We start from the raw sequence: 13627 nt of genomic DNA on the forward strand, positions 1-13627 counted from the left end.
GATGAAGGTCTTCTCGACCTATGACCCGCGCGAGCTTGACTGGTCGGGCTGCGACGTGGTGCTGGAATGCACCGGCAAGTTCAACGATGGCACCAAGGCCAATGTGCACCTGGAACAGGGCGCCAAGGCGGTCCTGATCTCGGCCCCGGCCAAGAACGTGCAGCGCACGGTTGTTTACGGCGTCAACCACCGCGACCTGGTGCCCGGCGAGACCATGGTGTCGAACGGTTCCTGCACCACCAACTGCCTGGCGCCGCTGGCCAAGGTTCTGAATGACGCGATCGGTATCGAGAGCGGCCTGATGACCACGATCCACAGCTACACCGGTGACCAGCCGACGCTCGATCGCCGGCACAAGGACCTCTACCGCGCCCGTGCCGCCGCGATGGCGATGATCCCGACCTCGACCGGCGCGGCCAAGGCGCTTGGCGAAGTGCTGCCGGAGCTGGCGGGCAAGCTTGACGGCACCGCGATGCGCGTGCCCACCCCCAACGTGTCGGCGGTGGACCTGACCTTCGTGGCTGGCAAGGACGTGACCGTTGCCGACGTGAACGAGATCGTCGAAGAGGCCGCCAATGGCTACATGGGCATGGTGATGGGCTACGATCCCGAGCCCAAGGTCTCGATCGACTTCAACCACACCACCCAGTCCTCCATCTTCGCCCCCGATCAGACCAAGGTGTCGGGCAAGCGGCTGGTGCGGGTGCTGGCCTGGTACGACAACGAATGGGGTTTCTCGGCGCGCATGGCCGACGTGGCCGCCCATATGGGCCGCCTGCTGAACTGACCTCGGCCGCGTCATCGCGGACTGGAAAACAAGGAACGCCCGGCCCGAGTGACCGGGCGTTTTTCGTTGCCTTGCGCCCGCGTTAAAGCGGCGTCAATTTACCTCGGTGATCCGTCGACCGTCTCCAGCGTAGCCTGTGTCCGACATGACGAACCTGACCCAACGCCCCTCGGCCACCGCGATGCTGATCATCGCCCAGCTCCTGTGCACGATGTTCTTCGTCTGGGACGTGGCGCAGGATGCCCTTTTGAGGCCAGGCGAGGATTGGCCGAACCTGCATTTCCTGCTCGAGTCCGCCGCCACGCTGGCGCTGCTGGCCGCGATCGGTTTCGAAAGCCGCATCCTGCAGCGCCTTTTGCATCGCCAGGCCCACCTGGAGGCCCAGGTCGACTTGGCCGCGAAGGCCTTTCACGATCTCGTGGAGGACCGCTTCGACAGCTGGGGCCTGACGATCGCGGAACGCGACGTGGGGCACTTCACCGTCAAGGGCATTTCCATCACCGAGATCGCCACCATGCGCGGCTCGGCAGAGGGCACGGTCAAGTCGCAGCTCAACGCGATCTACCGCAAGGCCGGGGTCGGAAACCGGGGGGAGCTGCTCAGCCTTCTGATAGAAGAACTGATGGACCGCAGGGCCCCGGGCACCGCCTGATCCCGGGCGGTCTCCCGGCGCAAGATTTCTCTGGCAAAGACGCGGGGCTTCCCCTTTAGTTAACACAGGCAAGCGAATGAGAATCGCCTGTCCGGGGCATTTTGGGGGAGCAGATGATCCGTAAAATCATGGGGTTGGTGTGTCTTGTCGCCGTTGCGGCCATGAGTGCGCCACCCGTGATGGCGCAGGAGGATCGCGACCCTCGCTTCGCGGGCCTGCATGCCGGCCTGAGCCGCAGCCTGGCCCGAGCCGACAGCAGCTGGAGCACGCCCGGAACCGTCACCGGGCTCGACATGGACGGGGCCGGGGGCAGCCTGATCCTGGGCTATTCCTGGCCGCTCGATGGGCTGGTCTACGGGATCGCGCTCGACATGACCGTGCCTGGGGCGGAGGGCCTTGCCGGAGCGGGCTGTGGCGGCACATGCCTTGCCCGTCTCGACCGCTACATCGCCCTGCGCGCCCAGATCGGCCAACGTGTCGGGCGCGGGCATCTTTACGGCTTTGCCGGGCTGGCGCTTGGGCAGTTCGAATATGCGCGCGCCGGGCTGGCGCAGGTGGAAGATCACCGGACCGGCTGGCTGGCCGGGATCGGCTACGAACACCCGATGTCGCGCGGCTGGATCCTGCGCGCCGAGGCGCAGGTGATGGAATTCGGAAACCGGGCGCTGCCCCTTCAAGGCGGCTGGAGCGCAAGCCCGGGCCGGGTCGGTCTGATCCGCCTGGGATTCGTTCAGTACTTCTGACCACCCTGCCCCTTTTCGCGGCCGCCGGGCTTGCCTAGAGTGGCCGCAGTGCTTTTCGATCACGGCAGGTTCATGACCAATACCATCGCCTTCTGGCTCGGCCTTCTCATCATCGGCCTCTTTGCCGCCGACCTCCTGGTTTTCGGTTGGGACCTGCACATTCTGGCCGGGCGCCTTCTGCTGCGCCTGCTGGACTGGGTGGCCTTCTGGCGATAGCCCGCCTGCCCCTCAAATTCGCCTTCCTTTTTGCGTGGGGATCGTCTACACAGCGCCCATGTTAGCGTTAACATGATCCCCGGGCAGAGGGGGTCATCCAAGACGAGAGAGGATGAGCCATGACCGTGAAAGTTGCCATCAACGGCTTCGGTCGGATCGGACGGCTGGTGCTGCGCGCCCTGATCGAAAGCGGACGCACCGATATCGAGATTGTCGCGATCAATGACCTGGGGCCGGTGGAAACCAATGCGCACCTGCTGCAATTCGACAGCGTGCACGGGCGTTTCCCCGCCGAGGTCAGCCATGGCGAGGGCTGGATCGACGCGGGCCGGGGCAAGATGGCGGTGACCGCGATCCGCAACCCCGCCGAGCTGCCCTGGGGCGATGTGGATATCGTGCTGGAGTGCACCGGCATCTTCAAGGGCGACAAGGCCAAGGTGCACCTGGAAAACGGCGCCAGCCGGGTGCTGGTCTCGGCCCCCTCGACCGGGGCGGACAAGACCATCGTCTATGGCGTCAACCACGACACGCTGACGGCCGATGACCTGCATGTCTCGAACGCCTCCTGCACCACGAACTGCCTCGCCCCCGTGGCCAAGGTCCTGCAGGACGGGGTCGGGATCCTGCGCGGCTTCATGACCACGATCCACAGCTATACCGGCGACCAGCCGACGCTGGACACGATGCATTCGGACCTCTCCCGCGCCCGCGCCGCGGCGCTGAGCATGAGCCCCACCTCGACCGGGGCCGCGCGCGCCGTGGGGCTGGTGCTGCCCGAACTGAAAGGCAAGCTCGACGGCGTGGCCGTGCGGGTGCCCACCCCCAACGTGTCGGTGGTCGACCTGACCTTCGAGGCCGCGCGCGATACCACCGCCGAGGAGATCAACGAGCTGATACGCAAGGCGGCATCCGAGGGCCCGCTCAAGGGCATCCTGGGCGTGACCGACAAGCCGCTGGTGTCGATGGATTTCAACCACGATCCGCACAGCTCGACCTTCGCGACCGACCAGACCAAGGTGCTGGAAGGCCGCATGGTGCGGGTGCTGAGCTGGTATGACAACGAATGGGGCTTTTCCAACCGCATGCTCGACACCGCTGCCGAGATGGGCAAGCACCTGTAAGCCGTGTCGCCGCGCGATGCGCGGCGATCGGGGAGCGCCCCGCCTCACCCCCCGCTTGCGCGGGGACCTCGTCGGGCCGCGTTGCCACGGAAGACCCGAATGGGCGGCGCTGCCTGTCGGGCCAATGGCGGGGGATGCGGGGACAGGATGCCTCCGGCGGGAGTATTTGGGCAAAGAAGAAGGGGCAGCGGCATGATGGCGGCTGCCTCTTTGCGTTCGGGATGCTATGAGCGGCAGAGTTTAGACAGGAGGGATTCCATGGGCTGGAAAACGCTCGACGACATGGAGCTTGCGGGCAAGATCGTTCTGACCCGCGTCGATATCAACGTGCCGGTCGAGGCGGGCCGCGTGACCGACGCCACCCGGATCGAGCGGATCGTACCCACGGTGAAGGACATCCTGGCCAAGGGGGGCACCCCGGTGCTGCTGGCCCATTTCGGGCGCCCAAAGGGCACCCCGGTGCCCGAGATGAGCCTGCGCGTGACGCTGCCCACGCTGGAAGAGAAGCTGGGCAGACCCGTTACCTTCATTGAAAAGCCCTCGCGCGAGGCGATCGAGGCCCTGCCCGATGGCGCGGTCGTGCTGGTGGAGAACACCCGCTTCACCCCGATGGAGGAAAAGAACGCGCCCGAGATGGCCGGGTTCCTGGCCTCGCTCGGGGATGTTTACTGCAACGACGCCTTCTCAGCGGCGCATCGCGCTCATGCCTCGACCGAGGGCGTGGCGCATCTGCTGCCCAATTGCGCCGGGCGGCTGATGGCCGAGGAACTGTCGGCGCTGGACAAGGCGCTTGGCACCCCCGCGCGTCCGGTGGGCGCGGTCGTGGGCGGCGCCAAGGTGTCGACCAAGCTCGACCTGCTCAACAACCTGGTGGAAAAGCTGGATGTTCTCGTGATCGGGGGCGGCATGGCCAATACTTTCCTGATGGCCAAGGGGGCCAGGCTCGGGGCCTCGCTGGTCGAGGCGGATCTTCTGGACACGGCGCGCGGGATCATGGCCAAGGCAGAGGCGAGCGGTTGCCGGATCCTCTTGCCGACCGACGGGCTGGTGGCGCGCGAATTCAAGGCGGGCGCGGCGCATCAGAACAAGTTCCTCGATGCCGATACCGTGCTGGAGCCCGACGAGATGGTACTCGATGCGGGCGCGGACGCGGTCGCGGGCATCGTCGCGGAATTCGCGCAGCTGAAAACGCTGGTCTGGAACGGCCCGCTCGGTGCCTTCGAGATCGAGCCCTTCGACAGCGCCACCAATGCCGCGGCCCGCGTCGCGGCAGAACTGACCAGCGCGGGGCGGCTCGTGTCCGTGGCCGGGGGCGGCGACACGGTGGCCGCGCTCAACAAGGCCGGGGTGGCGGATGATTTCACCTATATCTCGACCGCAGGCGGGGCCTTCCTGGAATGGATGGAAGGCAAAACCTTGCCGGGCGTGGCCGCGCTGGAGGGCTGACCGTCCTTCCCGGCTTGCCATGGATAGGGCGGATGGGGTTTGCTGGCCTCATCCGCTTTTTTTCATTTCAAGCCCGAGGTGTTTCCCATGTCCCTCAAGCCGGTTCTTCTGTCCACCACCCTGGCGGGCCTTCTGGCCTCTGCCGCCGGGGCGACGCCCGTCACGCTATATGACCTCTTCAGCCTCAACCGGCTGGCCAATATGGGGGGGCAGTTGCTGGTCTCGGCGCTGCGCGGGGTCGCGGACCTGCGTTATGCGCATATGGATATCCGCCCGCTGGATGGCCGCATGATCCTGACCGGGCTGGAGCTTTCGCCCTATGAACAGCCCGACTGCCTGGTGACGCTCGACCGGGCCGTCATCACCACCGCGCCGCTCGACCAGATTGCCTATGGCGCGCTCGATATCGACGTGATGGGGGCCGAGATGAGCGAGGGCTGTTTCAGCGCCTCCGAGCGTCGCGACATGGCCGAGGCCGGGATCACGCGCTTTGCACTCGACCGGGGTGAAATTCGCCTGGAATACGATTATGCCAGCGCGGCGCTGACGGTGGATGCGCAAGGGGTCTCCGAGGGGCTGGCCGAGATGCGCGCCCATGTGGCCTTCGACTATTTCGCCGTAAATTTCGACGCGGAGGAGCCGGTCGCCGACCTCGCCTATGCCGAGATCGAACTGACCGACCGGGGTGTCTGGTCTGCCCTTGGCGCCCAGATCCCGCCTGCCATGCTGTCCCCGGACGTGCTGGTGCCGATGCTGGTGGGCGAAGTGCTGCCCCAGTGGCGCGATCCGTCGGTGCCGCTGCCCACGCCGGAGCCTGCGCCGGCGCCCTCCGACGGCAAGGGCGATGAAAACCCGGCCACGCCCGCCACACCCGCACCGCCCCCCGTGAATGCCCCCGAGCTGGATGCCGCCTATGACGTGATCGAGGCAGGCGTTGCAGCCTTCCTCGCCTTCGCAGAGAGCCCGGGCACCCTGCGCCTGGAATTCACACCCGAAGCCCCAGTGCGGCTGACCGAGGATCACTTCGAGGATTTCGCGCTCTTCGTGGCTGATCTTGCGCCCGCGCTGCTGACCGATGCCGACCGGCCCGACACGCGGCTGACGCGCGAAGACGGCGATCTGATCGCGGCCTGGGTGGCTGGCGGCGACGTGCCGTTCAGCGACGGGGACATCCTGCGCCTGTCGCACGCGCTGCTGAGCGGCGTGGGCGTGCCGCGCAACCCCGAACGGGCGATGGAACTTCTGACCCCGCTGCTGGAAGCGGGCCATGCCGAGGCGCTGGAGATGGCGCTCGAAACGCTCGACGCGCTCGACCCCGCTTTCGCCTACCGCATCGCGCGCGAGGCCGCCGCAGCGGGTGACCGCATGGCATTTGCCCAGCTCGACCGGCTGGAGGCGCTGGTGCCCATGGGCGACGTGATCGCGCTGCAGGAAGAAACCGGGGACCGGCCCGAATTCGACGGCACCGAACCCGCACGCGCACTGCGCGCCCGCGCCGAAGCCGCGCTGACCGGGCTTGGCGCGCCGCGCCGCTACACGGTGGCCTATTTCTACGGGCTGCTGGCGCTGGCTTCGGGCGACATGGCCTCGGCCTCGATCGTGAACGAGCTGGAGACGATGGCCGACCGGATGGAGGAGGAAGACGCCGAACGGTGGTTGGGGCTTCTGGGCCAGGTCAACGACCATGCCAGCGAAGAATGGTTCGCGGTGCAGGCCCCGGCCACGCTCAGCCCCGCCCCATCCGACCAGTGAGGCGCGCATCCGCATAGGCCGCGGCATCCCTTTGCCGCGGCTACCGTTAGCGTAACCAGAATTGCAGCCCCGCCGGGGCTGCAATATCAGGGGGGCAAGCGCGCCCCTGCGGGGCGCGAGCCCCACGCGACTTGCCGAGGACAGACAGACATGCCGAACCAGGACCAGACCGCCCGTATCCGCGCCGGACAGGGATTCATCGCCGCGCTCGACCAATCGGGGGGATCGACGCCCAAGGCGCTGCGGCTTTATGGCATCGAGGAGGACGGCTACGGCTCTGAGGCGGAGATGTTCGACCTCATCCACCAGATGCGCGCCCGCATCATCAAGTCGCCCGCCTTCACGGGCGAGCGCGTGGTTGGCGCGATCCTGTTCGAAATGACGATGGAGCGCGACATCGACGGGGTGCCGACCGGGCAATACCTGTGGGAAGAATGCGGCGTGGTGCCGTTCCTGAAAGTCGACAAGGGACTGGCGGCCGAGGAAAACGGCTGCCAGGTGATGAAGCCGATGCCCGATCTCGACGCGCTGCTGGACCGTGGCGTCGCCAAGGGCATGTATGGCACCAAGATGCGCTCGGTCATCTCGGCGGCGAACGCTGCGGGCATCGCGGCCGTGGTCGATCAGCAATTCGAGGTGGGCAAGCAGATCCTGGGCCACGGGCTGGTGCCGATCATCGAGCCCGAGGTGACGATCTCGATCTCCGACAAGGCCGCCGCAGAAGAGATGCTGCGCGACGCGATCCTGGCGCAGCTCGACGCCCTGCCCGCCGATGTCGAGGTCATGCTAAAGTTGACGCTGCCCGAGGTCGACAATCTCTACAAGCCGCTGGTGGATCATCCCCGCGTGCTCAAGGTCGTGGCGCTGTCGGGCGGCTACAGCCGTGACGAGGCCAATGATCGCCTGTCGCGCCAGACCGGCATGATCGCCAGCTTCAGCCGCGCCCTGACCGAAGGGCTTTCCGCACAGCAGAGCGACGCGGAATTCGACAAGACGCTCGATGCCGCGATCCAGGCGATCTACGAGGCATCCGTCGCGGGCTGAGCCCGAAGCAGACCGATACGGCACAGGCCCCGGGTCCCGCAGGACCCGGGGTTTTTCCGTGTCAGGCCATCGCCCCGGCCTCGCCCGCGCCTTCTGGGCGCGCGCAGGCCATCGCGGGTGCGGTGGCCACCACCACCAGCCCGTCCACAGGCGCGCCGCGATCCTGGCGCAGAACGCAAGGGGCAAGCCGCAGACCGGTAAACCCGGCATCCGTCAGCAGCCCTTCGACATAAACACGCGAATGGGCGAAGCGGCGGCTTTGGCGCAGTTCGACAGGCGCGCTGCCCGTTTCCACGGTGAAGGCCAGATGCCCGCCGGGCCTGAGCATGCCCGCGACCCAGGCAATGACCCGCTCCAGCGCGCCAAGGTAGATGAACACGTCGGCCGCGACGATCAGGTCGTAAGGCGCACCGCCCAGGTCCAGCGTCGCGATATCGGCCTTGTCCAGCCGGTCATAGACGCCCTTGCCCTGCGCCACTTCCAGCATTGCCGACGACAGGTCGATCCCCTCCAGCCAGTCGCAGCGCCCGCGCAGCACCTGCCCCATCAGGCCGGTCCCGCAACCCAGATCGAGCGCGCGCGCGGCCCTACCGGCCCCGGCCCGGTCCAGCGCCGCCAGAACCAGCTCCGGCCCTCGATACCCCAGCTTGTCGACCAGCGAGACCTCGAAGCGCGGCGCATACTGGTCGAAGAGCAGTTCCACGAAAGCGGGCGGCATCGCGTCCAGCATCGGTTCGGCCCCCAGCAACTCGCGCCGCAGGCTGGCCCCGAGCGGATCGGCGGGATCGGCATCGACCGCCCGCGCGAAAGCCGCGCGCGCGCCTTCCACATCGCCGCTCATCTCGCAGTAGTCGCCAAGGCGGACCCAGCCCGCAGCCCATCCCGGCGCAAGCTCCAGCGCGCCCTGCATCACCTCGACCGCCGCCGCGATATCGCCGATATGGGCCAGCGTTTCCGCATAGCCCGCACGCCGGTCCGCCGCCGGGTCGCCAGAAGGAAATGGCCGTCCGACCATGGCTGTCTCTTTCAAAGGGCTTCGCTCATTTGCCGGGGTCCCGGCCACGCGGCGAAGGTCACGCGCCCCGCAATATGGGGCCTTCGGCTGCCCGATATGGGGACCGGGGGGCACCTGTCAATGGCCATGTCACGGCAACCATCCCGCACCGCCATGCGATGAGACTCATTTGCTTGGGCCGGGACTCGAAAGACAGGCGAATCAGGGGATTCCCTTTTGAAACGGGATATGCGAATCTGTCAGCAACCGCCCGCGACATGACGGGTGGAGATGAGGCAGAGACATGCAACGGCGACGAACCCTATCGGGGCTCTTCCTGCCCCTCGGGCTGCTCCTTGTTGGGGCCTATTTCACCTTTGCCGCGGTGCAGGGGGATTACGGGCTGTTCCGGCGCATCCAGATCGAAGCGGAACGCGACACCCACCGGGCCGAGCTCGACGCGCTGCGCGTGGAAACGCAGCAGATGGCGCTGCTGACGCATCGGCTGTCGGATGATTATCTCGACCTCGATCTTCTCGAAGAACAGGCGCGCGAGCGGCTTGGCTACCTGCGCCCCGACGAGATCGTCCTGCCCTGATACTGCCCCTCCGGGCCAGCCTTTCCCCAGGTGCATAGCGGGTTTTCATGCGCGATCGGACGCAGGGTCAATTCTATGCGTGATTTTTTCGAACCCCTCTGCTAGAAGATAGTTCAACGTTAAACTATTTTCGTTGACGGTGAGGAGGGTCCGCCATGGCCGCACGCAAGACAACGGCGAAAACCGCTGCAAAACCAAACGTTTCGCCTGAAGAACTGCTCGAATACTACCGCGAGATGCTGCTCATCCGCAGATTCGAGGAAAAGGCTGGCCAGCTATACGGCATGGGCCTCATTGGTGGCTTCTGCCACCTCTATATCGGCCAGGAAGCGGTCGTCGTGGGGCTCGAAGCGGCCACCAAGGAAGGCGATAAACGCATCACCTCTTACCGCGATCACGGGCATATGCTCGCCTGCGGCATGGACCCCAAGGGCGTGATGGCCGAGCTCACGGGCCGCGAAGGCGGCTATTCCAAGGGCAAGGGCGGCTCGATGCACATGTTCTCGAAAGAGAAGCATTTCTACGGCGGCCACGGCATCGTGGGTGCGCAGGTGCCGCTTGGTGCGGGCCTCGCCTTCTCGGACATGTATCGCGGCAATGATAACGTCACCTTCACCTATTTCGGTGACGGCGCGGCGAACCAGGGCCAGGTCTACGAGACCTTCAACATGGCCGCCCTGTGGAAACTGCCGGTGATCTTCGTGATCGAGAACAACCAGTATGCCATGGGCACCGCGCAAAACCGCTCGACCTCGACCGCCGACATCTACACCCGCGGCGAGCCCTTCGGCATCCCCGGTGAAACCGTCGACGGCATGGACGTGCTGGCGGTGAAGGCCGCGGGCGAAAAGGCCGTCGCACACTGCCGCGCGGGCAAGGGCCCCTACATCCTGGAAGTCAAAACCTACCGCTATCGCGGCCATTCCATGTCGGACCCGGCGAAATACCGGACCCGCGAGGAAGTGCAGAAGATGCGCGAGGAACGCGACGCCATCGAACATGTGCGCCAGCTTCTGCTCACTGGCGGCCACGCCTCCGAAGATGACCTCAAGGCCATCGACAAGGACATCAAGGCCGTCGTGAACGAAAGCGCCGAATTCTCGAAGGAGAGCCCCGAGCCCGCGCTCGAGGAACTCTGGACCGACATTTACGCCTGAGGGGGGACGAAGACCAATGGCAACTGAAATTCTCATGCCCGCCCTGTCGCCGACCATGGAGGAAGGCACGCTGGCCAAATGGCTGGTCAAGGAAGGCGATACCATCGAATCCGGCATGATCATCGCCGAGATCGAAACCGACAAGGCCACGATGGAATTCGAGGCCGTGGACGAAGGCGTGATGGGCCCGATCCTGGTCGCCGAAGGCACCGAAGGGGTCAAGGTCAACACCCCCATCGCGGTGCTGCTGGAAGAGGGTGAAGACGCCTCTGCCGCACCGGCCCCCGCCGCCGCAGCGCCCGCAGCAAGCCCCGCCGAGGACGTGGTGCGCGAAGCCGCCCCTGCCCCGGCTGCCGCAGCCGCGGCCCCCGTGGCCAGTGTCAATCTTGAACCCGACTACCCGGCGGGCACCGAGATGAAGACCCAGACCGTGCGCGAAGCGATCCGCGACGCCATGGCCGAGGAAATGCGCGCCGACGACACCGTGTTCCTGATGGGCGAGGAGGTGGCCGAGTACCAGGGGGCCTACAAGGTGTCCCAGGGGCTTCTGGACGAGTTCGGATCGAAGCGCGTCATCGACACGCCGATTACCGAGCACGGCTTTGCCGGCATCGCCACCGGCGCGGCCTTCGGCGGGCTGCGCCCGATCGTGGAATTCATGACCTTCAACTTCGCGATGCAGGCCATCGACCACATCATCAACTCGGCGGCCAAGACGCTCTACATGTCGGGCGGCCAGATGGGCGCGCCGATGGTGTTCCGAGGCCCCAACGGCGCGGCAGCGCGCGTGGGCGCCCAGCACAGCCAGGACTACGCCGCATGGTATGCGCAGATCCCGGGCCTCAAGGTTGTCATGCCCTATTCGGCAGCGGACGCGAAGGGCCTGATGAAGACCGCGATCCGCGACAACAACCCGGTCATCTTCCTGGAAAACGAGATCCTCTACGGGCGCAGTTTCGACGTTCCGGTCTTGGATGATTTCACCATTCCCTTCGGCAAGGCCCGCATCTGGCGCGAAGGCACCGACGTGACCATCGTCAGCTTCGGCATCGGCATGCAATACGCGCTGGAAGCGGCTGACAAGCTGGCCGAAGAGGGCATTTCCGCCGAGGTAATCGACCTGCGCACCCTGCGCCCCATCGACTACGACACGCTGATTGCCTCGGTCATGAAGACCAACCGCTGCGTGACCGTGGAGGAGGGCTTCCCAGTGGCCTCGATCGGCAACCACCTGTCGGCAACGATCATGGAGCGGGCGTTCGATTATCTCGACGCGCCGGTGATCAACTGCACCGGCAAGGACGTGCCCATGCCCTACGCGGCCAACCTTGAACGCCACGCGCTGGTCACGACCGACGAGGTCATCGCCGCCGTCAAGCAAGTCACCTACCGCTGAGGAGAGCGCATCATGCCTACTGAAATTCTCATGCCCGCCCTCTCCCCCACGATGGAGGAAGGCACGCTGGCGAAATGGCTGGTCAAGGAAGGCGACGAGGTCAGCTCGGGCGACCTTCTGGCCGAGATCGAGACCGACAAGGCGACGATGGAATTCGAAGCCGTGGACGATGGCGTGATCGGCAAGATCCTGATCGCCGAGGGCACCGAGGGCGTGAAAGTGAACACGCCGATCGCCGTGCTTCTGGGCGATGGCGAAAGCGCCGGTGACGTTGCGGCCAGCCCGGCCCCGGCAGCTTCTGCCGCCCCGACCGAGGCATCCGCTCCCGCCGCGCCCGCAGCGGCCCCCGCTGCAGCGGCGGCCCCCGCCCCTGCCCCGGCAGCGCCTGCCGGTGCCGATGGCAGCCGCATCTTCGCTTCGCCCCTGGCCCGCCGGATCGCGGCCCAGAAGGGGCTCGACCTCGCTGCCATCAAGGGCTCGGGGCCGCGTGGCCGGATCGTGAAGGCCGACGTTGAAGGGGCAACCGCAGCCCCCGCTACTGCCGCAGCCGCCCCTGCCGCAGCCCCCGCCGCCGCAGCTCCGACCCCGGTCGCAGCCGCGCCTGCCGGACCCTCTGCCGACATGGTCGCGCGGATGTACGAAGGCCGGGAATACGAGGAAATCAAGCTCGACGGCATGCGCAAGACCATCGCTGCGCGACTGTCCGAGGCCAAGCAGACCATTCCGCATTTCTACCTGCGCCGCGACATCAAGCTTGATGCACTGCTCAAGTTCCGCAGCCAGCTCAACAAGCAGCTGGAAGCGCGCGGGGTGAAGCTCTCGGTCAATGACTTCATCATCAAGGCCGTGGCCAACGCGCTGCAGCAGGTGCCGGCCTGCAACGCGGTCTGGGCCGGAGACCGGGTGCTTCAACTCAAGCCCTCGGACGTGGCCGTGGCCGTGGCCATCGAGGGCGGCCTGTTCACCCCGGTCCTGAAAGACGCCGACATGAAGTCGCTCTCGGCGCTCTCGACCGAGATGAAGGACCTCGCCAAGCGCGCCCGAGACCGCAAGCTCGCGCCCGCCGAATACCAGGGCGGCACCTTCGCGATCTCGAATCTCGGCATGTTCGGAATCGACAATTTCGACGCCATCGTGAACCCGTCGCATGCGGGCATCCTGGCCGTCGGCTCGGGCGTGAAGAAGCCCGTCGTGGGCGAAGATGGCGAGTTGACGGTGGCGACCGTGATGTCGGTCACCATGTCGGTGGACCACCGGGTGATCGACGGCGCGCTTGGGGCGGAACTGCTGCAGGCCATCGTCGACAACCTGGAAAACCCGCTGACCATTCTGGCGTGAGTCTTCAGTCGGTAGGATCCGGAAGGGCGGCCACCGAGGCCGCCCTTTTTTCTATGCGATTTCGCCGCCTGCGGCGTCGATCCGGGGAGCGCCCCTCCTCGGGCCCCTTTGGGGCCGTCGTCGGGCCGCGTTGCCACGGAATGGTGGAGCGGTCCGTCCTGCCCGGTTCAGGCCAGCGCCAGGTGGCAAGGTCGGATGCCTCCGGCGGGGGTATTTGGGCAAAGAAGAAGGGGTCAGCCCATCTGGTAGCCGGGGGTGGAGCGCATGAGCGCCACTTCCTCCTCCGTCATCTCGCTTTCGACCCCATCGAAGAGCGGGGTGGAGAGGTAACGTTCACCGGTATCGGGCAGCATGCACAGGATACGGGATCCCTTGGGGGCTGT

Annotated in this window: 13 protein-coding genes and 1 pseudogene; 12 read left to right on the forward strand and 2 right to left on the reverse strand. The window is 66.2% G+C overall.

The window, feature by feature from the left end; translation table 11 throughout:
* The 8 genes from ACEQXV_RS03370 to ACEQXV_RS03405 form a co-directional block, all read left to right on the forward strand.
* Positions 1-787 (forward strand): type I glyceraldehyde-3-phosphate dehydrogenase (locus ACEQXV_RS03370; RefSeq protein WP_370267897.1); only part of this gene is annotated, 787 nt, incomplete at its 5' end.
* A gap of 145 nt (positions 788-932) precedes the next feature.
* A complete protein-coding gene (locus ACEQXV_RS03375; protein WP_370267899.1) occupies positions 933-1439 on the forward strand; it encodes a helix-turn-helix transcriptional regulator in 507 nt (168 codons plus the stop codon).
* 113 nt (positions 1440-1552) lie between these two features.
* Positions 1553-2182 (forward strand): outer membrane protein, encoded by a 630-nt coding sequence (locus ACEQXV_RS03380; protein ID WP_370267901.1) that lies wholly within the window; start codon positions 1553-1555, stop codon positions 2180-2182.
* Between the two features lie 72 nt (positions 2183-2254).
* Positions 2255-2398, forward strand: coding sequence for a hypothetical protein (locus ACEQXV_RS03385; RefSeq protein WP_370254889.1), 144 nt, complete (start codon positions 2255-2257; stop codon positions 2396-2398).
* A 119-nt stretch (positions 2399-2517) separates the two neighbouring features.
* Positions 2518-3519 carry a type I glyceraldehyde-3-phosphate dehydrogenase gene (gene gap / locus ACEQXV_RS03390; RefSeq protein WP_370267902.1) on the forward strand — a complete coding sequence of 334 codons (1002 nt, stop codon included), beginning with the start codon at positions 2518-2520 and terminating at the stop codon, positions 3517-3519.
* A gap of 258 nt (positions 3520-3777) precedes the next feature.
* Positions 3778-4965: a phosphoglycerate kinase gene (gene pgk / locus ACEQXV_RS03395; protein ID WP_370267904.1), complete on the forward strand. Its 1188-nt coding sequence runs from the start codon at positions 3778-3780 to the stop codon at positions 4963-4965.
* An 87-nt stretch (positions 4966-5052) separates the two neighbouring features.
* Entirely contained in the window at positions 5053-6717 is a 1665-nt protein-coding gene (locus tag ACEQXV_RS03400; protein WP_370267906.1) for a hypothetical protein, read from the forward strand.
* Between the two features lie 150 nt (positions 6718-6867).
* Entirely contained in the window at positions 6868-7761 is an 894-nt protein-coding gene (locus ACEQXV_RS03405; RefSeq protein ID WP_370267908.1) for a fructose bisphosphate aldolase, read from the forward strand.
* Positions 7762-7822: 61 nt separating this feature from the next.
* Here ACEQXV_RS03405 and ACEQXV_RS03410 read toward each other — a convergent pair whose 3' ends face one another.
* Entirely contained in the window at positions 7823-8776 is a 954-nt protein-coding gene (locus ACEQXV_RS03410) for a methyltransferase domain-containing protein (RefSeq protein WP_370267910.1), read from the reverse strand.
* A gap of 283 nt (positions 8777-9059) precedes the next feature.
* Between ACEQXV_RS03410 and ACEQXV_RS03415 the strand changes: the two genes are divergently transcribed.
* The 4 genes from ACEQXV_RS03415 to ACEQXV_RS03430 all read left to right on the forward strand — a co-directional run bounded on the left by ACEQXV_RS03415 (position 9060) and on the right by ACEQXV_RS03430 (position 13244).
* Positions 9060-9353: a septum formation initiator family protein gene (locus ACEQXV_RS03415; RefSeq protein WP_370254557.1), complete on the forward strand. Its 294-nt coding sequence runs from the start codon at positions 9060-9062 to the stop codon at positions 9351-9353.
* A gap of 155 nt (positions 9354-9508) precedes the next feature.
* A complete protein-coding gene (pdhA, locus tag ACEQXV_RS03420) occupies positions 9509-10510 on the forward strand; it encodes a pyruvate dehydrogenase (acetyl-transferring) E1 component subunit alpha (RefSeq protein ID WP_370267911.1) in 1002 nt (333 codons plus the stop codon).
* A gap of 16 nt (positions 10511-10526) precedes the next feature.
* Entirely contained in the window at positions 10527-11906 is a 1380-nt protein-coding gene (locus ACEQXV_RS03425) for a pyruvate dehydrogenase complex E1 component subunit beta (RefSeq protein ID WP_370267912.1), read from the forward strand.
* Between the two features lie 12 nt (positions 11907-11918).
* On the forward strand, positions 11919-13244 hold the full coding sequence (locus ACEQXV_RS03430; RefSeq protein WP_370267914.1) for a pyruvate dehydrogenase complex dihydrolipoamide acetyltransferase: 1326 nt from the start codon (positions 11919-11921) through the stop codon (positions 13242-13244).
* A 233-nt stretch (positions 13245-13477) separates the two neighbouring features.
* Here the strand turns inward: ACEQXV_RS03430 and ACEQXV_RS03435 are convergent.
* Positions 13478-13627 (reverse strand): annotated as a pseudogene (locus ACEQXV_RS03435) (cysteine synthase); the annotation flags it as partial.

Source organism: Nioella sp. (genome assembly GCF_964229645.1).
GTDB lineage: Bacteria > Pseudomonadota > Alphaproteobacteria > Rhodobacterales > Rhodobacteraceae > Nioella.

What these genes read in the sequence shown, in the direction of transcription:
- ACEQXV_RS03425 (WP_370267912.1), top strand. Translation starts at nt 10,527, where the DNA reads ATGGCAACTGAAATTCTCATGCCCGCCCTGTCGCCGACCATGGAGGAA.
- ACEQXV_RS03415 (WP_370254557.1), top strand. Translation starts at nt 9,060, where the DNA reads ATGCAACGGCGACGAACCCTATCGGGGCTCTTCCTGCCCCTCGGGCTG.
- ACEQXV_RS03405 (WP_370267908.1), top strand. Translation starts at nt 6,868, where the DNA reads ATGCCGAACCAGGACCAGACCGCCCGTATCCGCGCCGGACAGGGATTC.
- ACEQXV_RS03385 (WP_370254889.1), top strand. Translation starts at nt 2,255, where the DNA reads ATGACCAATACCATCGCCTTCTGGCTCGGCCTTCTCATCATCGGCCTC.
- ACEQXV_RS03430 (WP_370267914.1), top strand. Translation starts at nt 11,919, where the DNA reads ATGCCTACTGAAATTCTCATGCCCGCCCTCTCCCCCACGATGGAGGAA.
- gap (WP_370267902.1), top strand. Translation starts at nt 2,518, where the DNA reads ATGACCGTGAAAGTTGCCATCAACGGCTTCGGTCGGATCGGACGGCTG.
- ACEQXV_RS03410 (WP_370267910.1), bottom strand. Translation starts at nt 8,776, where the DNA reads ATGGTCGGACGGCCATTTCCTTCTGGCGACCCGGCGGCGGACCGGCGT.
- pgk (WP_370267904.1), top strand. Translation starts at nt 3,778, where the DNA reads ATGGGCTGGAAAACGCTCGACGACATGGAGCTTGCGGGCAAGATCGTT.
- ACEQXV_RS03400 (WP_370267906.1), top strand. Translation starts at nt 5,053, where the DNA reads ATGTCCCTCAAGCCGGTTCTTCTGTCCACCACCCTGGCGGGCCTTCTG.
- ACEQXV_RS03375 (WP_370267899.1), top strand. Translation starts at nt 933, where the DNA reads ATGACGAACCTGACCCAACGCCCCTCGGCCACCGCGATGCTGATCATC.
- pdhA (WP_370267911.1), top strand. Translation starts at nt 9,509, where the DNA reads ATGGCCGCACGCAAGACAACGGCGAAAACCGCTGCAAAACCAAACGTT.
- ACEQXV_RS03380 (WP_370267901.1), top strand. Translation starts at nt 1,553, where the DNA reads ATGATCCGTAAAATCATGGGGTTGGTGTGTCTTGTCGCCGTTGCGGCC.